17 protein-coding genes are annotated in these 17177 nt (G+C 59.7%); 14 read left to right on the top strand and 3 right to left on the bottom strand.

Features of this window, described 5'->3' with window-relative positions:
• The first annotated feature begins 32 nt into the window (after positions 1-32).
• From BUB69_RS16085 to BUB69_RS16030, 12 genes are all read left to right on the top strand, one after another.
• Entirely contained in the window at positions 33-1172 is a 1140-nt protein-coding gene (locus BUB69_RS16085; protein ID WP_073168472.1) for a trypsin-like peptidase domain-containing protein, read from the top strand.
• A 78-nt stretch (positions 1173-1250) separates the two neighbouring features.
• Positions 1251-2384: a phosphoribosyltransferase domain-containing protein gene (locus BUB69_RS16080; RefSeq protein ID WP_073168470.1), complete on the top strand. Its 1134-nt coding sequence runs from the start codon at positions 1251-1253 to the stop codon at positions 2382-2384.
• On the top strand, positions 2377-3135 hold the full coding sequence (locus BUB69_RS16075; RefSeq protein ID WP_073168468.1) for an HAD family hydrolase: 759 nt from the start codon (positions 2377-2379) through the stop codon (positions 3133-3135). The genes BUB69_RS16080 and BUB69_RS16075 overlap by 8 nt, the downstream gene beginning before the upstream one ends.
• On the top strand, positions 3128-4222 hold the full coding sequence (locus tag BUB69_RS16070; RefSeq protein ID WP_073168465.1) for a cysteine protease StiP family protein: 1095 nt from the start codon (positions 3128-3130) through the stop codon (positions 4220-4222). Before BUB69_RS16075 ends, BUB69_RS16070 begins: the two co-directional genes overlap by 8 nt.
• Complete coding sequence (locus BUB69_RS16065; RefSeq protein ID WP_073168463.1) at positions 4222-5172, top strand: HpcH/HpaI aldolase/citrate lyase family protein; 951 nt, start codon at positions 4222-4224, stop codon at positions 5170-5172. The genes BUB69_RS16070 and BUB69_RS16065 overlap by 1 nt, the downstream gene beginning before the upstream one ends.
• Complete coding sequence (locus BUB69_RS16060) at positions 5173-5877, top strand: HAD family hydrolase (protein ID WP_122696961.1); 705 nt, start codon at positions 5173-5175, stop codon at positions 5875-5877.
• 47 nt (positions 5878-5924) lie between these two features.
• Positions 5925-6518, top strand: coding sequence for a TerD family protein (locus BUB69_RS16055; RefSeq protein WP_004887472.1), 594 nt, complete (start codon positions 5925-5927; stop codon positions 6516-6518).
• Positions 6515-7723 carry a TerD family protein gene (locus tag BUB69_RS16050; RefSeq protein WP_073168461.1) on the top strand — a complete coding sequence of 403 codons (1209 nt, stop codon included), beginning with the start codon at positions 6515-6517 and terminating at the stop codon, positions 7721-7723. The genes BUB69_RS16055 and BUB69_RS16050 overlap by 4 nt, the downstream gene beginning before the upstream one ends.
• A 51-nt stretch (positions 7724-7774) precedes the next feature.
• A complete protein-coding gene (locus BUB69_RS16045) occupies positions 7775-8224 on the top strand; it encodes a tellurite resistance TerB family protein (protein ID WP_073168458.1) in 450 nt (149 codons plus the stop codon).
• A 26-nt stretch (positions 8225-8250) separates the two neighbouring features.
• Positions 8251-9285 carry a TerC/Alx family metal homeostasis membrane protein gene (locus BUB69_RS16040; RefSeq protein WP_073168456.1) on the top strand — a complete coding sequence of 345 codons (1035 nt, stop codon included), beginning with the start codon at positions 8251-8253 and terminating at the stop codon, positions 9283-9285.
• A 27-nt stretch (positions 9286-9312) separates the two neighbouring features.
• Positions 9313-9888 (top strand): TerD family protein, encoded by a 576-nt coding sequence (locus BUB69_RS16035; protein WP_073168454.1) that lies wholly within the window; start codon positions 9313-9315, stop codon positions 9886-9888.
• A 37-nt stretch (positions 9889-9925) separates the two neighbouring features.
• Positions 9926-10504 carry a TerD family protein gene (locus tag BUB69_RS16030; protein ID WP_073168452.1) on the top strand — a complete coding sequence of 193 codons (579 nt, stop codon included), beginning with the start codon at positions 9926-9928 and terminating at the stop codon, positions 10502-10504.
• 72 nt (positions 10505-10576) lie between these two features.
• On the opposite strand, the gene BUB69_RS16025 is transcribed toward BUB69_RS16030, so the two are convergent.
• From BUB69_RS16025 to nadC, 3 genes are read right to left on the bottom strand one after another with little or no spacing between them, the layout of a single operon-like run.
• Positions 10577-11818 carry a VWA domain-containing protein gene (locus BUB69_RS16025; RefSeq protein WP_073168450.1) on the bottom strand — a complete coding sequence of 414 codons (1242 nt, stop codon included), beginning with the start codon at positions 11816-11818 and terminating at the stop codon, positions 10577-10579.
• A gap of 53 nt (positions 11819-11871) precedes the next feature.
• Positions 11872-12960, bottom strand: a complete 1089-nt coding sequence (locus BUB69_RS16020; protein WP_175561754.1) for an AIM24 family protein — start codon at positions 12958-12960, stop codon at positions 11872-11874.
• Between the two features lie 50 nt (positions 12961-13010).
• Complete coding sequence (nadC, locus tag BUB69_RS16015) at positions 13011-13859, bottom strand: carboxylating nicotinate-nucleotide diphosphorylase (protein ID WP_073168447.1); 849 nt, start codon at positions 13857-13859, stop codon at positions 13011-13013.
• A gap of 342 nt (positions 13860-14201) precedes the next feature.
• Between nadC and BUB69_RS16010 the strand changes: the two genes are divergently transcribed.
• Entirely contained in the window at positions 14202-16457 is a 2256-nt protein-coding gene (locus BUB69_RS16010; protein WP_073168445.1) for a DUF1631 domain-containing protein, read from the top strand.
• Positions 16458-16619: 162 nt separating this feature from the next.
• Positions 16620-17168: a 1,6-anhydro-N-acetylmuramyl-L-alanine amidase AmpD gene (gene ampD / locus BUB69_RS16005; RefSeq protein WP_073168442.1), complete on the top strand. Its 549-nt coding sequence runs from the start codon at positions 16620-16622 to the stop codon at positions 17166-17168.
• Positions 17169-17177 lie beyond the last annotated feature (9 nt).

The raw sequence follows: 17177 nt of genomic DNA, 5'->3' as shown, positions 1-17177 counted from the left end.
TCACTAATCGCTCTTATCAGGGAGGATCGGGCATGAAGGTTCTGGCGCCAGGTGCAAATACAGCTTTAGCGAATCCCCACTGCACCTGGAACCTGCAGAGCGGCCGATCCTCGATCTTTGGTGAATACGCAGCCGTCGCGCTGCTGCCGGTTGACGAAAAGCGTCAGCCCAAGGGCGATCCGGCGCTGCTGCATCAGGAACAGAGCTGGATGGAGTGGAGTGGCGGTCCGCAGGACGTGGGCTGTGCGCTCAGGCTGGATCGACTTCCTGCGGGCAGTGACCGTGTGCTGCTGATGGTGTACGTGTTCTCCGCCACTGGACCGGTTCGCGAGATTGCCAGCCTGCATTTGCAGGTCGACGCTGACATCGAGCATCGAATCGACCTGCGCGACAACGGCGAAGCGGCGATCATCATCGGCGAGTTCTACAAGCGTAACGAGCAATGGAAATTCCGCGCGTTGAGCGAAGGCTCGGCCTACGGGCTGTCGGCGTTCGGGCGCAAGATCGGTCTGGAGGTCGATGATCGTCATCCACGGCGTCCTGCGGGCGCGCCCAATGGCGGCTCTCAGCATCAGTCGGCGACCGGGACGGCATTCGTCGTGGGGCCTGCACATGTCATGACCTGCGCGCACGTCATCGAAGACATGAACGTGTTCTACATCAACTCACTGGAAGGGCGGTACAAGGTCGAACCGGTGGTCATTGATCGTCGCAACGACATCGCGTTGTTGCGGGTGCAGGGTGCCTCGGCATTGTCCCCGGTTACCTTTCGCGACGGTCCGGGCTGCGAGCCGGGCGATAACGTGGTGGTGCTGGGCTATCCGCTGGCGTCCATTTCCGGCGGCGGCTTGCAGGTCACGCAGGGTGGCATATCCGGGCTGTTCGGCCTGCACAGCGATGCCAGCCTGTTCCAGTTCACGGCACCCATTCAGCCGGGCTCCAGTGGCAGTCCGTTGTTCGACAGCGGCGGGGCGGTCATCGGAATGGTGACGTCCACGGTGCCGGACGGGCAAAACATGAATTTCGCGGTGAAATCCGCATTGCTTCTGTCCTTTCTGCAGGCCTGCCGCGTCGACGCGCCGCACGCCCGCTCGGAAAGGTCATACACCACCACAGAAATCTCGCGTGCAGCCCAGTCGTCGCTCTGGCTCGTAGAAGCCTCCCGCGAGTGACACCGGCGCTCCCGTAATCGGGACCGCTTTGACGGGCACATGCCAAGGGTTGCGACCCTAACAATCAGGAATTTATCGATGGACAGCAGCGCAGCGTCTTCCACTTCTATCCGGCTCGGTGCTGATTTGCTCCGCGGACGCCTCAATGTGAGCGTAGACGCGTCCACTATTGCCCCGGACTCCCTGTTCGGTTTTGCCGAGCGACGCAATCCCAAGCGCGCTTTCCTGTTCGTCTCGCGGGTGTTGGGCCGGCACATTCCGGTGCGCCCAGGCGTCATGCGCGAGAGCTTTCAGAACCTGGCACACAAGATTCCCGCCGACCTGCCTGGCCCGGTGCTGGTGATCGGCATGGCAGAGACCGCCGTGGGGCTTGGTGCCGGTGTGCATCGTGCCTACAGCGCCTCGCGTTCGGATGTGATGTACCTGGTCAGCACACGTCATCCGACCGGCACTGAGCTGTTCGCGCGTTTCGAGGAAGAACACAGCCACGCCAGCGCCCACCTGATTCACCTGCCGACCGACCCTGCATTGCGCGACATGATGCTCAATGCCCGGTCACTGGTCCTGGTCGATGACGAGGCGTCCACCGGCAAGACCTTCATCAATCTCTACAAGGCGCTGGTCGATGCCGGTCTTGACCAGCTCGAACGCGTCGTGACCTGCGTGCTGACCGACTGGTCGGCGGGCGCAGTCAGCCGCTCCATGGGCGCTGTCGCTGAACAGGTGTCTTTGCTGCAGGGGTCCTACTCGTTCGATGAGGACCTGAGCGCCCCCATGCCTGACATGCCGGAAGTGGGCACTGTCGCAATGGGCGACTGGCCGCTGGTGACGGCCAACGATTGGGGCCGACTGGGTGTGCTGTCGGTCGAGGACACGCTGGCGCCAGGCATCCAGGTCGCCAAGGGCGAGCGCATTCTGGTGGTCGGCACCAGCGAGTTTGTCTGGCGCCCGTTCCTGTTGGCCGAGCGTCTGGAAAAGGCCGGTGCCGACGTGCACTTCAGCTCGACCAGCCGCTCGCCGATTGCCCTGGGCCATGCCATCGACCACGCGCTGTCGTTCTCCGACAACTACGGGCTGGGCATTCCCAACTTTCTTTATAACGTGCGGCCGGGTCAGTTCGACCGGGTGCTGATCTGTACCGAAACCCCAAGTCAGGCGGTGCCTGCCGAGCTGATTCAGGCATTGAACGCCGAGGTGATCTGCGATGAGTAACACCCGCCCGCTGATCTTCGTCGATCTGGACGACACCCTGTTCCAGACGGCGCGCAAAACCCCGGCCGACATCGAAAAGCATGTCGCGACGCTGGATATCAGTGGTAACGCCAATGGCTATATGACCAACGTGCAGAAATCCTTTGCGCACTGGCTGCTGGCGCATTCCGATGTCGTGCCGGTCACTGCGCGTAGTGTCGAGGCCTATAACCGGGTCAAGCTACCGTTTACCGCAGGGGCCATCTGCTCCCATGGCGGTGTGATGCTCGACCTGATGGGCCGTGTCGACAAGGCGTGGAACCAGCAGATGACTCAGACGCTCGCCGCCTATCAGACGCGTCTTCATGAGCTGTCGGCCACCACGTTGGCCATTGGTCAGGAAATGGGCGTGTCCCTGCGCGGCTGGGTTGTGGAGGAGGCCAGGCTGTTTCATTACGTTGTGACCAAGCATAACGAGAGCGACGACAGCATCCTCACGCGCGTGCTGGCTGAAGTGCAGGCCCGCGGCCTGCTTGACGACATGCACGTGCATGGCAATGGCAATAATCTTGCGTTCCTGCCCAACGGCCTGGCCAAGCGCTATGCCGTTCAGGAATGGCTGCGTCGCGACAAGGCCGTGAATGGCGAGCGCCCGGTGCTGGGTTTTGGCGACAGCATTACCGATCTGGGTTTCATGGACGAGTGCCACTGGTGGGCGACGCCTGCCCGCAGTCAGTTGGCGAAAATGTTTGTCGGGGCTGCGCATGAGTAATCCGGTTCACGGGCTGGATACCGTGGGAAGTGGCAGTTATCTCGAAGGCGATGTGCATTTTCTGTTGCGCTGCGTCGAGATGCAGACCACGGACGTCGAGGAAAAGGAACGCCTGATCCAGACGCGGCAAAAGCACTACTCGGAGATGATCAGCGAGGAGGCCGCGCCCAGCGAAGCGCATCAGGCATTGTTCAAGCGCACGCTGGAGCAGAACGGCGCCCGTATGGCGGCCGACGTCCAGTCACTGGCGCAGGCGCTGGATCGTGAATACCCCGACTCCGCGATTGTGCTGGTGTCTTTCGTGCGCGCGGGTCTGCCGCTGGGTGTGCTGCTGCGTCGTGCCTTGATCGACCTGGGGCGTGAAGCGCATCACTACGGCATCAGCATCATTCGTGACCGGGGCATCGACGCCGTGGCGCTTGAGGCGATCATCAAGGCCCACGGCGCGCAGAACATCGTGTTCGTCGATGGCTGGACCGGCAAGGGCGCGATTTCCGGAGAGATCAAACGCAGTCTGGCTGGCGACACACGCTTTCCCGAGGCGCCGCGCCTTGTGGTCCTGGCCGATCCCTGTGGCAGCGCCTGGCTGGCGGCGTCTTCCGAGGACTGGGTCATTCCGTCCGGTATTCTGGGCGCGACGGTTTCCGGGCTGGTTTCCCGCTCGATCTGGCCAGCCGACGGCGGGCTGCACGGCTGCGTGGTCTACGATCACTTGCAGCCCCATGACGTTACCCGGCCATTCATCGAACAGATTGAGAACGAACGCCGCGGCCTGCGTTCTACTGCCACAGTGACACCATGGACGGCTCGACAGCAGCTTGAACTCAAGTCTGCCGCTGCGCAGGTGGTAGAGCGTCTGGCAGAACGTTTCGGGATAAAAAACCTTAATCGCGTGAAGCCGGGCATTGCCGAAGCCACGCGTGCAGTCATGCGTCGCGTGCCAGATCACGTCCTGGTGCGTGATACGGCTGACAGCGACGTACAACTGCTCCTGCACCTGACCGAAAAAGCGGGCATCCCTGTCGAGCAGGTCGGCAGCGCCCTGGGGCCCTATAGGGCGGTAACCATCATCCGGAGTCTGAGCTAATGGCCTTATTCTCGCCTTACGCGCTGGGGGCAACGCTGTACATGCCTGCGACCCGTGACGACATTCTGGATGTGGTGTTCGCGGAAAAGCTTCCCGAATTGCGCTCGCTGGTCGTCTGCCTGGAGGACGCCGTCGCCTTGATCGACGTCGATACCGCGCTGGCCAATCTGCGCCAGGTGCTGACCCGCATCCAGGACCGGGGTGGCCGTCCGGCCAATGGCCCATTGCTGTTCGTGCGTCCTCGTGACGCCGCGATGGCACGCATTCTCAACGACTGGCCGTTGATGGCTCACGTCGACGGCTTCGTCGTGCCCAAGCTGTCGCTGAGCACCTTGACGAGCTGGGAGCAGGCCGTCACCAATCCTGCCTTGGCCTTGATGCCGACCCTCGAGACGCCGGAGGTGTTCAACCCGACGGCGATGGTCGAGCTGGGGCAGGCCTTGAAGGCAACCCTGAACGAGCGGATCATTGCGCTGCGCATTGGCGGCAATGACCTGATGGGCTGCCTTGGCCTGCGTCGCCATCCGGCCATGACCCTGTACGGGACGCCGATGGGGTATGTCATACCGATGCTGGCCGGTGTCATGGGCTCGCAAGGTTTTGCACTGACCGCTCCGGTGTTCGAGCAACTGGCCACTCCGGACATTCTGGAGCAGGAACTGACCCTGGACATTGCCAATGGTCTGGTCGGCAAGACCGCCATTCACCCATCGCAGGTCAATATCATTCAGAATGCACTGCGCGTCAGTCTTGACGACCTGAACGCGGCCCGGATGATTTTGAACTCTGTCGCGCCGGCTGTGTTCAAGTACAACGACGCGATGTGTGAACCGGCCACTCATTACAAATGGGCAACCCACATCATGGAGCGCGCCAAATGGCATGGAGTGCTACCCGCACCCGCTTCGATCATGGATGCCAGCATTCGACTCGCTGAGGCAGTTAGCTAGATGATAGAACCTGACCTTGAAGTCGAAGTGGAACAGCGCCTGCTGGCGGTGTTCGATTTCGATGGGACCATCACTCGACACGACAGCTTCGTGCCGTTCCTCAAATTCGCCTTCGGGCAGCGTGCCTTTTCAGTGCGTATGGCCAGGCTGGTACTGCCCAGCATTGGCTACCTGACCAAACGCGTCACCCGCGATGAACTCAAGGGCCGTCTGATCAAAGCCTTTCTGACGGGCGTTGAAGTGCAGTGGTTGCAGCAGAAGGCTGAAGCGTTCTGCGAACTCTACTGGTCGCGCCTGATGCGCCCGGCTGCGCTGGAGTCCATTGCGGCGGAGATCGAGAAAGGAGCCATTGTCACGCTATGTTCAGCATCGCCTGCTATGGTCCTGCAACCGTTCGCCAACCGCCTGAAAGTCGAGCTGATTGGCACCAATCTGGAAGTGATCGACGGCAAACTGACCGGTTTGATCGAAGGCAGTAACTGCCGCTGTGACTCCAAGGTGGCGCGTCTTGAGGGCGTTTACGGGCCGCTCACGCAGTTTCGCGTCAGGGCCTGGGGCGACACGCGAGGCGATCACGAATTGCTCGCGGCTGCTCAGGATGCGCACTGGCGGCATTTTCATCCGACATGGCGTAAAGGCCGTTACAAAGGCCCCATTAACGCCAAGTTACACAATCCTGATGGCAAAGATGGGCCAACACGGTAACGCTGTAACACTTTTATCCGACCTGCGCAGTCCACATGGAGCGAAAAATGGCACTCACTTTGGCGAAAAACCAGACGATCTCACTTGAGAAAACCGCTGGTACCGGCCTCAAGAAAGTCAGCATGGGCCTCGGCTGGGACCCCGAGAAAGCGAGCGGATTCTTCGGCAAATTACTGGGCGGTGGCGGTGGCGACATCGACCTTGACGCATCCTGCATCATGCTGGACGCCGACAAGAAGCCGCTCGACCTCGTCTGGTTCCGCCAATTGCAGTCCCGCGACGGTGCCATTCAGCACTCCGGCGACAACCGCACCGGCGAAGGCGCGGGCGATGACGAGACCATTAGCGTCGATCTGGAAAAACTGCCAGCGACCGTGAAATATCTGGTCTTCACCGTCAACTCCTTTACCGGACAGAACTTCGAGAAAGTCGCCAACGCCTACTGCCGTATTGTCGATCTGGGCACGCGCAACGAGCTGGGTCGTTTCGATCTGTCCGAGAAAGGCCAGCACACAGGTGTCGTGATGTCTTACCTGTCGCGCACACCAAGCGGCTGGGACTTCACCGCCGTGGGCCAGGCCACTAACGGTCGCACCGCCGATGACCTGGTCGATCTGGCCATTGGAGCCGTACGCGCATGACGCAACTTGTCCCAGGCGCCAATGCGCCGGTAGCTGCCGGTCCCCTGACGGTGGACGTCAGCTACTCCCCTCTAGCGGGCGCGGACATTGACGTGTCCGCGTTCCTGCTGACCAGCTCCGGCAAGGTCCGTGGCGATCAGGACATGTGTTTTTACGGTCAGAAAAGCGTGAACGGCGGAGCGGTGCAGCTGACCGAGGCGTCGTCCGGTCGCGCCGTGTTCACCCTCGACCCGGGGCGTCTGGACCCGGCTATCGAGAAAGTTGCGCTGACAGCGACCATTTACGAGAACAAGGCCAGCTTTGACAGCGTGTCACGGCTGGCTCTGAGCATCACCGGTGACATTCAGGCAGATATTCCCACTGGCGGCATGAAAGAAACGGCGCTGATTCTGGGCGAGTTCTATCTGCGTCAGGGGGCCTGGAAATTCCGTTGCGTTGCGCAGGGTTTTGCGGGCGGTCTTGAGCCGCTGGCGAAGAATTTCGGGGTTGAAGTGGCGGCGCCGCAGGATCAGCCTGCACCTGCACCTGCACCTGCACCTGCACCTGCACCTGCACCTGCACCTGTCTCCGCTCCGCCAGCCGTCAAATCGACCGTCAGTCTGAGCAAAATCACGCTAGACAAGACGCGCGCTTCGATCAGTCTGGAAAAGACCAGTGCCGGCTTTGGCGAAATCAGGGTCAACCTGAACTGGAATCGTCGCAGTGACAGCAAGGGTGGCGGTTTCTTCTCGATGAAGAAGAGCAATGCCATTGACCTTGATGTAGGCTGCCTGTTCGAGTTGCAGGACGGTCATAAAGGCGCCGTGCAGGCACTGGGCAACTCTTTTGGTTCGCTCAACACCGAGCCCTTCATCAAACTGATGGGCGATGACCGCACCGGCTCTGTCAGCGATGGCGAGTGGTTGCATATAAACGGTGCTCACTGGAACAAGATCCGCCGCATTCTGGTCTACGCATTCATCTATGAAGGTGCGCCGAACTGGAAAGAGACCGACGGAGTTGTCACTATCCACGCCCCTGGCCAGCCGCCCATCGAGGTTCGCCTCAATGAGGAAGGTGGTCGTCAGGGAATGTGTGCGATTGCGCTGCTGGAAAACGACAATGGTGCGGTCAAGGTGACGCGCCGTGTGGATTTCCACAACGGACACAGCAACATGGACAAGGCCTACAGCTGGGGCATGCGCTGGGCTGCCGGTTCGAAATAAACGACATACTCATTTTCTGAGGTCGGCCGTGCCGCCTCATGGGAGATAGACATGCTGGACTGGTTGAAAACTAACGCAACAGCGGCTCGTGACAAACTGGCTAACGAAGTCTCGAAGTTCAAGAATCGCGAGTTCATGGACGCCGTGGTTTCCGGTTGTGCGCTGGTATCTGCCGCCGATGGCGATATCAGCTCCAGCGAAAAGCAGAAAATGGCCGGCTTCATTCAAAACTCTCAGGAACTGAAAGTTTTTGACATGAAGGACGTCATTCAGGGCTTTCAGGAAGCGTGCTCGAAATTCGAGTTCGATTTCGAGATCGGCCGTGCCGAAGCCTTGAAAACCATCGGCAAGATCAAGAAAAAAGAAGATGCCTCCCGTCTGTTGGTACGTGTCTGCTGTGCCATCGGTGGCGCAGATGGCAGCTTCGACGAGAAAGAGCGGGAAGTCTGCCGCACGATCTGTCGAGAGCTTGGCCTGAACCCATCCGATTTCGACCTGTAATTTTTCACCCTAAGGAACGCAGTTAAATGGAAAGCACCTCTCTAGGCTTCCCTCCACTCACCATGGCCGTATTCATCGGCCTGGCCATTACGGCCATGGCCATCGACATGTTTTCCCACCGGGGAAACAAGCCTATTACGCTGGCTCAGGCATCCGCCTGGTCGATTTTCTGGGTTGCCATTTCGTTGGCGTTTGCCGGTTTCCTGTACGTTCAGCACGGTTCTGAAGTTGCCACGCTGTTCGTTACCGGTTATGCGCTGGAAAAAGTGCTGAGCGTCGACAACCTGTTCGTGTTCATGGCGTTGTTCACCTGGTTCAAGATCCCGGACGGCCTGCGCCACCGCGTTCTGTACTGGGGCATCATCGGTGCCATCGTTTTCCGCGGCATTTTCGTCGCCATTGGTACCGGCCTGCTGGCGCTGGGCCCGTGGGTCGAAGTGGTGTTCGCGATCATCGTTGCCTGGACTGCCATCATGATGCTCAGGGCCGGTGATGACGACGATGAAGAGATCGACTACTCCCAGCACATGGCGTATCGCTTCGCCAAGAAGCTGTTCCCGGTATGGCCAAAGCTGCACGGCAGCAACTTCTTCGTTCGCCGCTCGGTGCTGGAAGAAGAAGTGAAGAAGCCCGAGAACGCCGGTATTACCCTGGCGGCCAAAGGTGCCTTGTTCGCAACGCCGCTGTTCCTGTGTCTGGTCGTGGCTGAAATCTCCGACGTACTGTTCGCGTTCGACTCCGTACCCGCGATCATCGCGGTCAGCCGTGAGCCTCTGATCGTGTTCTCGGCGATGCTGTTCGCGATTCTGGGCCTGCGTACCCTGTACTTCGTTCTTGAAGCCCTCAAGCGTTACCTGGTGCACCTGGAGAAAGCGGTTATCGCACTGTTGTTCTTCATTGCCCTCAAGCTGGGCCTGAATGCGACCAACCACATTTTCCATCACGGTTACGAGATCAGCGCCAACGCCAGTCTTCTGGTTGTAGTGGTCGTTCTGGTAATCGGTATCGTCGCCAGCCTGCTCTTCCCGGGTAAAGAAGAGCCAGCTGAAGAAAAAGCGTAAACACTGGATATAGGAGATAACCGAATCATGGCTTTGACTCTGCAAAAAGGTGGCAACCTTTCGCTGTCGAAAACCGACCCTACCCTGACCAATGTGCTCATCGGTCTGGGCTGGGATCCGCGAGCCACTGACGGCCAGGAATTTGACCTGGACGCCAGCGCATTCCTGCTGGGCGCCAATGGCAAGGTCCGCAGTGAAGCTGACTTCATTTTCTACAACCAGCTCAAGAGTGCCGATGGCTCTGTCGAGCACGCCGGTGATAACCGCACCGGCGCAGGCGACGGCGATGACGAAGTGGTCAAGGTCGACCTGACCCGCGTCCCTGCCGACGTCGATAAAATTGTTTTCGTCGTGACCATTCACGATGCCGACAGCCGCAAGCAGAACTTTGGTCAGGTGGGCGGTTCGTTCATTCGCGTGGTGAACGAGAAGTCGTCCTCCGAGATCGTTCGCTACGATCTGGCCGAAGATGCATCGACTGAGACCGCTATGGTCTTCGCCGAACTGTATCGCAATGCTGGCGAATGGAAATTCCGTGCGGTCGGTCAGGGTTACGCAGGCGGTCTGAAGGCCGTCGCCAATTCCTACGGCATGAACTTCTGATTCGCGCTCAACTACTTTCTAGAAAAGGATCAAGAAAATGGCGGTAAGTCTGAGTAAAGGCGGCAACGTTTCTCTGTCCAAAGAGGCTCCTGGCCTGACAGAAATCACCGTAGGCCTGGGTTGGGATCCGCGTGTCACTGACGGCACCGAGTTCGACCTCGACGCGTCGATCTTCATCGTCGGCGAGAACGGCAAGGTACTGGACGACAACAGCTTCATTTTCTACAACAACAAAAAATCGACCGATGGTTCGGTCGAGCACCTGGGTGACAACCGCTCCGGTGCAGGCGAGGGCGACGACGAGTCTGCCGTGGTCAAGCTGACGGGCCTGGCTGCTGCGGTCAAGAAACTGGTGTTCGCCGTGACCATTCACTCGGCTGATGAGCGCAAGCAAAGCTTCGGTCAGGTTTCCAACGCGTACATCCGTGTTGTGAACAAGGCTGACGGCAAGGAAATCGCGCGTTACGACCTGTCGGAAGACGCATCGACCGAAACCGCGATGATCTTCGGCGAGCTGTATCGCAACGGCGACGAGTTCAAGTTCAAGGCCATCGGCCAGGGCTTTGCAGGCGGCCTCAAGCCACTGGCAGAAGCCCATGGCGTGTCGATCGGCTAAACCCGAACCTTGCGCTCAATAAAAACCCCCGCCAGTGATGGCGGGGGTTTTTTATTGGCGTTCTATCAGGCGTTACAGAATCCCCGCGCCCTTGGCTGCCTTGAGCCAGTCCGGGAATTCTTCCATCAGCAAGTCATACAGCTTTTCTTCCGGCACTTCGTCCAGTCGGTCCAGGGCGAAGAAGTTGCAGTTGTCGACCACTCGACCGTCCATGTCGTCCAGCTTTTCCAGAATCCCGTAACCGCGTCCTCCAAGGCCCACGAACTGCCAGAAGATCGGCAGTCTGGCGGCTTCGACCATCAGTTTGCTGATCTCGCGATCCTGATGCACGCCACCGTCACTGATGAACAGAATATAAATCGGTGTCCTGTCACCCGACTGCTTGTAGTAGTCGATGACCTTGCGCATCGCCTTGGGCTCGTCATTGACGCGAGCGCCCAGCTCCCAGTCCTTCCACCCGCCGTGATCGGTCTTGATGAAATCCTTGAAGTTGGCCAGCGTGACGGCCGACAGTTGCTGGGGTTTGGCACCGAACGCCCAGCAGTCCAGCGCGCCGTCGTCATCGAAGTGCACGGCAAGGGGAATCAGCCGATCCACCACTTCCTGTACGTGTCCACGGGTGTATTGAGGGTTCATGGAGCCCGATGCATCCAGCACCAGGCCGACCCGCGCCCTGGTATCGGTCAGGTTGGCTTTTTCCAGGCTGACCTGCGCTTTTTTGGCAAGACTCACCAGTTGAGGTGCCGCAGCAGCGATCTTCTTTTCCAGGGAGATTTTTGCGGGTGCCGCGGGTGCAGGCGCGGGAGCCTCAGCAATCTCGCCCCCGAAATGCACCACCAGCGCGTCGAGGCCGGCGTTGTAGCCCTGCAGGTTCGAGGCAAGACGCCACTCACCGTTCTTGCGGTAGATGTCCGCGACCATGATCGCTTTCTCGGCCGCGAAGGTCGCGCCGGAGAATTCGCAGCGTGCGGCCTCGGCCCCGTTTTGCTTGATGCTGAAATGGCTGGCCTGGATGTCGCTCATGGCGCCGGCACCGTCAATCGAGGCTGTGAACACCAGGCGGTCGATGGAGGCGGGCAGGCCGGAAAGCGCGAGCTGGAAGTCACCGCCGTTGATCTGCTTGACGCTGTTGCAGGGACTGGCGGGCTGATTGAAGAAGATCATGTAGCGATCATCGGACAGCTTGCCGTTGGCATCGACGCCAAAGCAGACGTAGTCGATGACGTGGCCGCTCTTGATCTCGATGGACAGCGTGATATCGGAGCCTTGAATGAGGGTGGAAAGAGGGATGCGTTGACCCTGAGAGATAAGCATGTTTCTTCCTTGGCAATGAGGACGCCCATGCGCCCTTGATGACGTATTTGGCGTTATCGCTCGCTTCTGCCCACGCCCGCAGGTCCGGCAGCCAGCATGCGTCCGGCCAGGCGTGAGAATGGCAGGCTTTGCAGCCACACGGTACCGGGGCCGGTGAGTCTGGCGAATACCATGCCTTCGCCACCGAACAGCATCGATTTGATACCGCCACCGACCAGGCGGATGTCGTAATCGACCGTCTGCGTCATGGCGGCCAGACAACCGGTGTCCACATCGAGGCCTTCACCCGCGGCCAGCTCGATTTTGCGCACGGTGCCGCCCATGTGCACGAATACCCAGCCGTCGCCTTCGAGTTTCTGCAGCACAAAGCCTTCGCCGCCAAACAGGCCCGTAAGAATTTTTTTCTGGAACTGAATGCCGATGGACACGCCTTTGGCGCCTGCCAGGAAGCTGTCTTTCTGGCAGATCAGCTTGCCGCCGAAATCGCGCAGGTTGAGCGGCAGAATGGTGCCGGGGTAGGGCGCGGCAAAGGCCACGCGTCCTTTGCCCGAGCCCTGTTGCGAGAAAACGGTGGTGAACAGGCTTTCGCCGGTCAGCATGCGTTTGCCTGCGCCGAACAGCGAGCCCAGCAGTCCTGATGATTGATTGCTCCCGTCACCGAAGATGGTTTCCATCTGCACGTCACAGGTTTTGTACATCAGCGCTCCGGCTTCGGCGACGGCGCTTTCGCCGCGATCGAGTTCCAGTTCGATGAACTGGGTTTCCGTGCCATACAGTTTGAAGTCCACGCCATCGGTGGTCTGTGACGAACCGTAACCGCCTGACGCGTCAGGGTCAGGCGTGAACGATGGGCGCTTGATTGGCGCAGTGCTGGAGGAGGGCGCAGGCGCGATCACCGGGGCTGCCTGAGCGGGCAGGGCTGACGGTCGGGGCTGGATCATGTCTGGCGTCGGGTCTGGAAAAGGCGTGACGCCGTCTTTCTTCAGGGCGCGCACTTCTGCGACCTGATAGATCGGTTTCCAGTCCGGCATGCCCTGTTTCCAGCACCATGCACCGGGTGACTCGCGGGCGATGAGGCGCGCTGCGGCCGAGTCCATCGGGCCCAGTTGCCTGCCCGCATTCATTACAAACCAGTCTTCCACGTTGTCTGCTCCCGATTTGGATTCGATGACAGCGCTCAACTAAAAGCGGATCAGATGCTCAGGCGCATGGACAGGTCCACAGCCTTCACGTCCTTGGTCATTGCGCCAATGGAAATGTAATCCACGCCGGTTTCCGCGATCACCCGCAGGGTGTCATCGTTGATTCCGCCACTGGCTTCGAGTTTGGCCCGGCCTGCGGTCAGGCGCACGGCTTCGCGCATGTCGTCCAGACTCAGTTCGTCGAGCATGATGATGTCTGCTCCGGCCTCCAGCGCCTGCCTGAGTTCATCAAGGCTCTCCACTTCGACTTCCACCGGCTTGCCGGGGGCGATCTTGTGGGCCGCGTTGATGGACTCGGCGATACCGCCACAGGCGGCGATGTGGTTTTCCTTGATCAGAAAAGCGTCATGCAAGCCGATGCGATGGTTATGGCAGCCCCCGCACGTGACTGCATACTTCTGGGCCAGGCGCAGGCCCGGCAAGGTCTTGCGGGTGTCGAGCAGTTTTACCTGAGTGCCAGCGACCATGTCCGCAAAGTACTGCGCACGGGTGGCCACGCCTGAGAGCATCTGCAGGAAGTTGAGCGCACTGCGTTCGCCCGTCAACAGCGATCGGGCAGGACCTTCCAGATGAAACAGCGCCTGATTGGGGCTCACGCGGTCACCGTCGCTCACCTGCCAATGCACGGCGACCCGGGGATCCAGCTGGCGAAACACGGCATCGACCCAGGCGGTGCCTGCGATCACTGCAGCGTCGCGCGAGATAATCGTGGCCTTGGCCAGTCGCTCTGCAGGAATCAGTTGGGCGGTGATGTCGCCACTGCCGACGTCTTCGAGCAACGCGCGGCGCACGTTCGCTTCAATTTCGGCGGTCAGGGCGGCAAGGCGTAAATTCGGCATAGCGGGCTCCACTCACAAAGTCGCCCGAGTATAAGGCACCGTTCCCTTTCAACCCACCCGCGCAGGGTGCCTTGTCCTGTATTCAAGACATGCTGTTGGTCGGTTTTGCAAAAAGCTTTGCGATGTAACGCAAATGACGCGGTCTATCCCCGCATAGAGGCAGTGCCACCCCCGTTTGTGGGGATGAAAGACTTAGCTGGCGTCGATGACAAGTTTTGAAAGATAATCCGACTTGTATTTGACGTCATAGGTTTGACGTGGCGCCAGCCAAGGGGATCGCTAGTCACGCAGGCTTTACGCCGCGTTGTGATGCGCTCAGGTAGTTCCTGTCAGGGGGGTGTAATGCCGAACGACGAAAAAGTAGTGCCGTTAAGCAAGATATCTTCCGTTCCAGGAGGCAGTGCGCCCCTGTCCCGCTTGCCCGTGGTGTTGCTGCAAGTGCGTGACAAGGCCGCGCAGCAGCTCAAGGACGCGTTGCAAGCGCTGTTCGATAACGCCGACGATACCCTCTTCGAGATGGCTGATCGCGCCAGCAGCAACAGCGAGCAAAACCTTTTCTTTGAAGCGATGCGGGACTTGCGCCTCAAGCGTAAAAGCATTGAGCGCGGGTTTCTCGACAAGTTCTATGAATCCTTTCTGGCGCTTGGCCAGTACCGGGTGAGCGAGCCCGTGCTGTCTGCCTCCGTGTCGTTCGACAAGCTTGCGCTGGTGCCGAACGATGAGCTCGAGAAAACCGTCGCTGTCGATGCGATGGTCACGAAAGTCATGAGCCGTGACAGCCTTGCACTGAGTCACTTCACCCTGCGTCTCAACGCATTGCTGCCGCAGCCTGTGACGGATGAGACCAATCCCATGGGGCCAGCGATTCTGTGCAGGCTCTTTCTTGAGGCCGCACGCAGTCTGGGTGTCGAGATCAAGGTCAAGCTGATCATCCTCAAACTGTTCGAACGCTACGTGCTGAGCAACGCCGACCATCTGTATGGCGAAGCGAATCAGTTGTTGATCGCCACCGGTATCCTGCCGGACATGAAGGCTTTGCCTGCGCGTCGCTCATCTGACCATCCGACGCCGCGTGCTCGCAGTCCGGAGTTGTCCGACCCCACGCTGGCCGAGGCAGCCGACAAGCTCGACAAAGGCGTGCAGGAAGTGTTTTCGGCGTTGCAGGAGCTGCTACTGCAGGTCAGGGGCAATCTGACGCCACGCCACGAACCCAACACCGAAGTACGGCCCATCTCCAGCAAGGACCTGTTGCGTCTGCTTTCGCACTTGCAGCAGTACGTGCCTGCACAGCAGGCGTCGGACGAGTTCGACCTGCGTGATCAGCTCGAGCAATTGCTGACGCGTGTCAGCGTCAGAAGCGGCAAGTCCCGTGGTGTGGGCGCGGGTGATGAAGATGTCATCAACCTGATTGCGATGTTGTTCGAATTCATCCTCGACGACCGTAACCTGCCGCCTTCGCTGCGCGCCCTGATCGGGCGACTGCAGATTCCGATGCTCAAGGTGGCAGTGCTCGATAAAAGCTTTTTCAGCCGTGGCAGTCATCCTGCCCGTCGTCTGCTCAATGAAATCGCCACAGCAGCGCTCGGCTGGGGTGGGCGCGATGATTACCAGCGCGACTCCCTCTACGTGCGTGTCGAGCAGATCGTACAGCGGCTGCTTAACGATTTTGTCGACGACCCGGCGATTTTTTCCGAGTTGCTGGCCGAGTTTCTGGCGTTCACCAGCGATGAGCGTCGGCGCAGCGAGCTGCTTGAGCAGCGAACCCGCGACGCCGAAGAAGGGCGTGCCCGCGCTGAACTCGCGCGTCAGCGTGTGCAGCAGGAACTCAATCGACGTCTGCTGGGCAAGACACTGCCCGAGGCCGTTGTGCGCCTGCTGCAAGAGGCCTGGAGCAAGGTCCTGCTGCTAACCTGCCTCAAGCACGGTGATGGCTCCAGCGAGTGGCAGGCGGGGCTGGTGACCATGGACGAGTTGATCTGGAGCGTGGAGCTGCACGACGAGCCGCAAGCCTGTCAGCAACTGCTGGATCTGGTTCCCGGTCTGCTCAAGGCGCTGCGCGATGGCCTGACCAGCGCGGCGTTCGACCCCTTTGCCACCAGCGAGTTTTTCAGCCAGCTTGAGTCGCTGCACGTCCAGGCGTTCCAGCACCTGTCCAGACTGCATGAGGTTTCAGGTGATGAGGCTTCGGCTGGCGTGGCAACGTCCGTCACAGCGTTTGAAGGCCCGCCCATGATGGAAGTCATGGAAGAAATTGTCCTGATTGCACCCGAAGAAGCGCTGCTTCAAGAGGCACCCGGGCAGTTGCCGGAGAATGACGCCGGTCTGCAAATGGTGGATGCATTGCGCGCTGGCTGCTGGGTCGAGATCCAGGAAGACGAAGAGCACAAGCTGCGCTGCAAACTGACCGCTATCGTCGAGCCAGGCGGGCGCTACATTTTCGTCAACCGCACCGGCATGAAAGTGCTGGAAAAGACCCGGATGGGACTGGCTGTCGAGTTTCGTCGCGGTGCGGTGCGCATTCTCGACGACGCCCTGTTGTTCGACCGTGCGCTGGAGTCGGTGGTCACTCAATTGCGCAAGCTCAAGAAAGGCGCCTGACGCCTTTGGCGCTGTCGCCTGCCCTCGGCAGCGACAGCGTGCGGAGCCGCTGCTGCGCGTTTTTAAGCCATTTCGTACAACACCCGCCTGGTGACAACCCCCACATCGTTTTCCATCGCGGGCATACTGAGCGCTATCCAGTTGTCCGCTCAAGGAGCTTTCATGCGGCTCGATTGCGCAAGCGGTTGGTGCACAGGCGTCCAGCACTGCCCGTCGCCCAACTTCAATTCGCGACCCGATGGCGAGATTTCGCTCTTGGTGATCCACAACATCAGCCTGCCGCCCGGCCAGTTCAAGACGGGCAAGGTACACGCCCTGTTTCAGAATCGGCTTGATACCTCTGAGCATCCTTATTTCGAAGGCATTGCCCATCTGACGGTTTCGGCGCATTTTCTGATTGAACGTGATGGCGACGCGATTCAGTTCGTCTCTTGTCTGGATCGGGCGTGGCATGCAGGCGTTTCCTGCTTTCAGGGGCGTAAAGGCTGCAACGACTTTTCCATCGGCATTGAGCTGGAAGGCACTGATGATCAGCCTTTTACCGATGCGCAATACGCAGCGCTGACCGATTTGACGCGTCAGTTGCGTGTCGCGTATCCGGGCATTACCCCTGAACGCATCTGTGGTCACAGTGACATTGCGCCAGGGCGCAAGACCGATCCGGGGCCTTGTTTTGACTGGGCAAGATTTCACGCGGCGCTGCAGGAATGATGTGAGGGA

The sequence above is a fragment of the Pseudomonas asturiensis genome (assembly GCF_900143095.1).
In the GTDB taxonomy this organism is placed as follows: domain Bacteria; phylum Pseudomonadota; class Gammaproteobacteria; order Pseudomonadales; family Pseudomonadaceae; genus Aquipseudomonas; species Aquipseudomonas asturiensis.
Note: the sequence above shows the minus strand (reverse complement) of the source record. Positions and strands in the feature narration are given on the sequence as shown.